Source organism: Kitasatospora sp. NPDC088548 (assembly GCF_044753005.1).
GTDB lineage: Bacteria > Actinomycetota > Actinomycetes > Streptomycetales > Streptomycetaceae > Kitasatospora.
Genome location: NZ_JBIVMI010000069.1, coordinates 1 through 4,427, shown reverse-complemented (window position 1 = coordinate 4,427; position 4,427 = coordinate 1). Strand labels below are relative to the sequence as shown.

The 4,427-nt window shown below is 69.2% G+C and carries 7 protein-coding genes; 2 read left to right on the top strand and 5 right to left on the bottom strand.

Going from position 1 to position 4,427, the window contains the following annotated elements; all coding sequences use genetic code 11:
• Positions 1-91: 91 nt before the first annotated feature.
• Both ACIP82_RS37695 and ACIP82_RS37690 read right to left on the bottom strand, forming a co-directional pair.
• Positions 92-286, bottom strand: coding sequence for a hypothetical protein (locus ACIP82_RS37695; protein ID WP_400660300.1), 195 nt, complete (start codon positions 284-286; stop codon positions 92-94).
• Between the two features lie 244 nt (positions 287-530).
• A complete protein-coding gene (locus ACIP82_RS37690; RefSeq protein WP_400660297.1) occupies positions 531-755 on the bottom strand; it encodes an NUDIX domain-containing protein in 225 nt (74 codons plus the stop codon).
• 347 nt (positions 756-1,102) lie between these two features.
• Here ACIP82_RS37690 and ACIP82_RS37685 point away from each other — a divergent pair, with 347 nt between their 5' ends.
• Positions 1,103-1,279: a hypothetical protein gene (locus ACIP82_RS37685; RefSeq protein ID WP_400660295.1), complete on the top strand. Its 177-nt coding sequence runs from the start codon at positions 1,103-1,105 to the stop codon at positions 1,277-1,279.
• A 104-nt stretch (positions 1,280-1,383) separates the two neighbouring features.
• Here ACIP82_RS37685 and ACIP82_RS37680 read toward each other — a convergent pair whose 3' ends face one another.
• Positions 1,384-2,151, bottom strand: coding sequence for a class I SAM-dependent methyltransferase (locus ACIP82_RS37680; protein ID WP_400660292.1), 768 nt, complete (start codon positions 2,149-2,151; stop codon positions 1,384-1,386).
• A 505-nt stretch (positions 2,152-2,656) separates the two neighbouring features.
• Between ACIP82_RS37680 and hisS the strand changes: the two genes are divergently transcribed.
• On the top strand, positions 2,657-3,964 hold the full coding sequence (gene hisS, locus ACIP82_RS37675; protein ID WP_400660290.1) for a histidine--tRNA ligase: 1,308 nt from the start codon (positions 2,657-2,659) through the stop codon (positions 3,962-3,964).
• Between the two features lie 61 nt (positions 3,965-4,025).
• On the opposite strand, the gene ACIP82_RS37670 is transcribed toward hisS, so the two are convergent.
• Positions 4,026-4,166 carry a hypothetical protein gene (locus ACIP82_RS37670; RefSeq protein WP_363609338.1) on the bottom strand — a complete coding sequence of 47 codons (141 nt, stop codon included), beginning with the start codon at positions 4,164-4,166 and terminating at the stop codon, positions 4,026-4,028.
• 23 nt (positions 4,167-4,189) lie between these two features.
• The coding region (locus tag ACIP82_RS37665; protein WP_400660287.1) for a hypothetical protein at positions 4,190-4,427 on the bottom strand (238 nt) is incomplete at its 5' end.

Sequence of the window (4,427 nt, the reverse complement as noted above, 5' to 3'; positions counted from 1 at the left end):
CAGTTGCGCTCGCGTCACACACCACGGTCTACCGGATCAGGACCCGCCGCGAAGGTGAATCACACAGATTGATCACGACCGAATACGCGCCCTAGAGCCCCTTGGCGCCCAGCTGGGCCAAGTCGCCCTGCCACAGGTCGGCTTCGGTGGTGACCGGCACCACCTCCGCCTGAAGCTCCGGCTCGTGATCCTTCAGGGCGGCGATCACCATGTCCGTCTGCGCGAGAGTGAGCGGGGAGTTTCGCGTCCCGATCCGGAGAAGCCGCTTCGGGAAGTCCGTGGTCATGTCAGTCTGTCCTTTCGTGTCGGGTCTCTTGATAGGTAACGCGCCCGGGGAACTGGAGGGGCGCCCTGATTCGCGCGGCGACGGCCGGGTGAAGAACCGTCTTGGCTTCCTCGCGGGTCACCCAGCGCCACGCCGACAACTCCCGGGCCTGGAGGGAGATCCGGTCCGTGTCGGCGGTGCTGAGCATCGGTCCGGCCCACAGGAAGACGAGTCGGTCACGAGCGCCAGTGCGACGGGCTTGCGCCTACTCGACCGCGAACAGGTCGTCGCCCTGAAGATCAGCGTTGAGCCCCAGTTCCTCGCGGAACTCCCGGCGGGCAGCATCCAACGGTGACTCGCCGGCTTCGACGACCCCGCCGGGCAGGTGCCAACTCCCGAGACCGGCGGCCTGGACGAGCAGCAGCCGGAACGCCAGATCGGTGCATAGCACGTAGGCCGTAACAGGGTGTCCGGGTGCGGCGGTTGGCACATCGGTTCCTTTCTGTAGGTCCCGCTCCGACCGACCACCCGGGGGATTGCCAACAGGACGAACGGGCCTGCAACCCGAACGAGTGGCCAAGACAGCCCTTCCTGCACCCGTGCGGGTGGTCAGCGGAACCGGTCGGAGTCTGCGGGGTTCTCGCTGCGCAGAATGTCCTGCATCAGTCGGTCCAGCCCGGCCTCGGTAGCGGGCCGCTTCTCCCACGCGAGAAGGAGCGCAGCTTGCTGCCGGCGCCGCCCCGCCTCCCGCCGTCGCTGGTCGCGGACCGCCTCTCGGCGACTCGGACTCACGCACAGAACCGGCGGCCAGAACTGCACGTAGGCGCCCCACAGATCATGACGGTGTTCGCCGCGGCCGACACCCCACTACGGGCCAGGGCCGTGTGCGAGGCGATCGACCTGGAGACCGCGCCCAACACCGTCAACAACGTCCGATTGAAGCTCAAGCGGCTGGTCGAGCGCGGAGTCCTGGTCGAGCCCGAGCAAGGGTTGTTCACTCAGCCGCGGCCATAGGAGTCTGACGAGCCCGCGACCAGCCCACCTACCCCAACCGAAAGGCTGCTTGGCCAGCGGGCGGGCGCCCGGCCGACCGGGGTGAACCGGCCTGGGGCGCCGTGCTACTCCTGCGGTCGGAGGCGGGCGAGGTGCACAGTCAGGTCAGCGTTCAGCTCGACCGCGGCGGGAAGCACCTCCCGGATCTGGCGGAACACCTGCTCCCGGTCCGTGGCCGACAGGATCAGGTAGGCCGAGATGGTCGACAGGTGGTCCATGTACTCGCGAGCAGTCATCGTGAGCCGCCGTTCGATCTCGGCCTGCCGCACGTCGGTGAACCACTCGGACTGCTGGAGTTCGGTGCCCGGCCACTGCATGGCCTGCTCGGGCAGTGTGCCATCAGGGGACGGAATCTCGTCGGTGTCCAGGAACGGTACCTGGGCCTTCTGGACGGCCTGTGCCAATTCCAAGTCGGCCAGCCGGATTGGGCCGCCGAACGAGGCGAACACGCCGCCGGGCTCCAGCAGCGCCGCCATTCGCGGCCAGCGGCCCGCCGGGTTCGTCCAGTGCAGCGCCGCCGCCGCGTAGACCAGCCCGTACCGCTTGCCCAAGGGCAGCTCCTCGAATGCGGCCCGCTCCGTCTTGACCCCGGCTGGCACGTGCTTGCGCAGCTCGGCGAGCATTGCCTCGTCGGGCTCGGTCGCGGTGACCGAGACCCCGCGCTCGGCGAACAGGCGGGTTGCCTTGCCCGTTCCGGCGCCGATCTCCAGGGCGGTCCGCACCGGCCGACGCGCGTACGCCAGCACCAGGTCGAGGAGTTCGACCGGATATCCCGGGCGGAACCGTTCGTACGCGTGGGCCATCGCCCCGAAGCTGAGTGCACGCATCGTCATGCCAGGCATCCTGACAGGGGCGGCGGGTCGGCACGTGGAATATCGCGCGACCTCGCGCCCGGGGCGGTGACGCGCAGTTGGGGCAAGCTCCAGAGCTGATTGGCATAGCCGTTGTGGGTCAGAGGATCAGCGCGGTGCTGGGAGCCGAGGCATGCTCAGGTTGGCCAGGTGGGGCGAAAACTATGGCCAGCAACCGTGCAAAAGTGGCCATCAACGGTGCAAGGGAACAATGCGGACATCGCTTTACTTACCGCCCTCTCAAACCTGCCAGGGCCATTGGCCCAACAGCGGCAGTTGGTGGCTCGTCATGCAACGTTGACTGGGTATTCCGTCCGCCTGACCTGCATGCTGCGCGACCTCTGACGGCCCGGCCCGGCCTGACCGCAGCGGGCCCTCGCCGAGGCGGCGAGGGCCCGCGCACCGCGGCGGGAACCGATCTGAATCGCGCCGGCCATACGGCCCGATCTCGCTCGGGGCGCGCGCCTGATGGGGAATCATCTAGGCCATGGCAACAGACAGTTTCCTCCCCCCGTCCGGCACCCGCGACTTCCTCGCCGTGGAGTCCGACGCCCGCGAACGGGCGTTCGCCACAGTCCGAGAGGTGTTCGGCCGGTACGGCTTCCAGCCCCTCCAGACGCCCGCCTTCGAGCGGCTGGAAGTACTGACGGGCAAGTACGGCGACGAGGGCGACAAGCTTGTGTTCAAGATCCTTCGCCGCGGTGAGCACGAGGCCGGCGGGGAGGCGGATCTGGCCCTGCGGTACGACCACACCGTCCCCCTTGCCCGGGTGGTGGCGGCCTACGGCAGCCAACTGCCGGTGCCGTACAAGCGGTATGCACTGGCCCCGGTGTGGAGGGCCGACCGACCGGGCAGGGGCCGGTTCCGCGAGTTCGTCCAGTGCGACCTGGACGTGGTGGGAACAGCGTCCCCCCTCGCGGATGCCGAGGTGGTCTCGGCGTTGCACGAAGCACTGGAACGGCTCGGCGTCCCGGAGTTCCGGTTCCTGGTGAACAGCCGAAAGACGCTCGCCGGGCTGCTGGAGGTGTACGGGGTCCCGGCCGACCAGGGGGGCGGGGTGCTGATCACCCTGGACAAGCTCGACAAGCTCTCACCCGACGAGGTGGTCCGGGAGCTCGTGGCCGGTCGCGGTGCGCCCGGGACGACCGCTCACGGGCTTGTGGACGACCTCACCGCCCCGGATGCCACGGACCGGATCCGGAAGGAGCTGAAGGGCAGCGCGACCGGCCAGGAAGGACTGGCCGAGGTGGACCGGCTGCTCTCCCTGCTCTCCGGGACCGTCCCGCCCGGACGCATCGTGTTCGCGCCCAGCCTGGTTCGCGGGCTGGACTACTACACGGGCGTCATCTACGAGGTGACGGCGCCCGGCATGCCCGGCTCGATCGCCTCCGGCGGCCGGTACGACGGACTCATCGGGCGAATGTCCGGCAGTGACACACCCGCGTGCGGCGGCTCGCTGGGTATCGAACGGATTCTGCCACTGCTGTCCTCCGCCGCTCAGCAGCCGGCACCCGCACTGGACGTTGCCGTGACCGTGCTCGGCGAGGCCCTGGCCGACGACGCGTTCCGCATGGCTGCCGCCATCCGCCGCACCGGACAGCGCACGGGCGTCTACCTGGGGTCGAGCGGGAAGCTGGCCCGGCAGATGAAGTGGGCCGCAGACCAGGGCGCCCGGTTCTGCCTGATCTACGGCGAGCGGGAGCGGGAGGCCGGAGAGGTGATCGTCCGGGACATGGCCTCGGGCGAGCAGACGACGCACCCCGTTGACCAGGTGGCGGAACACTTCGCCCGGTAGACGAACACGACGGTGCCCCGCCCCCGAACGATCCGGGAACGGGGCACCGTGCTCATGGCACCTACTCGTCCAGGTACAGGACGGCGGTGATGGTCTTCTTGCAGGTGTCGCAGTGCATCGGCGCCTCGATCGACGCCAGGTCGCACTCGATCGTGGTCAACCGGTCGATGACTCCGGTCTCACGCTCCTTGCGCCAAGCCACCTCCCAGCGCTCGGTGTTGGCGGTCAGGGCGGCGAGCGCATCAAAGAAGTCGCACTCGGGGCGGACGGTCGGCCGGTCTCGGGGCCGTAGTGGCCGGCCTGGCGGGCGATCCAGGTGTATTCGGCGGTGCCGTCGGGGAGTTGGCGCAGTTCCCAGCGGCCGTGGCGGGTGATCGGGGGCGGTGGCGGGGTGGTTGCCCGTTCGCCGGGGTGCGGCATCCTCAGGGTCGCGAGGACGCCGAGGATCACGGTGGCGATCGCG

Coding starts and splice junctions, on each gene's coding strand:
- ACIP82_RS37680 (WP_400660292.1), bottom strand. CDS start 2,151: ATGACGATGCGTGCACTCAGCTTCGGGGCGATGGCCCACGCGTACGAA.
- ACIP82_RS37695 (WP_400660300.1), bottom strand. CDS start 286: ATGACCACGGACTTCCCGAAGCGGCTTCTCCGGATCGGGACGCGAAAC.
- ACIP82_RS37685 (WP_400660295.1), top strand. CDS start 1,103: ATGACGGTGTTCGCCGCGGCCGACACCCCACTACGGGCCAGGGCCGTG.
- hisS (WP_400660290.1), top strand. CDS start 2,657: ATGGCAACAGACAGTTTCCTCCCCCCGTCCGGCACCCGCGACTTCCTC.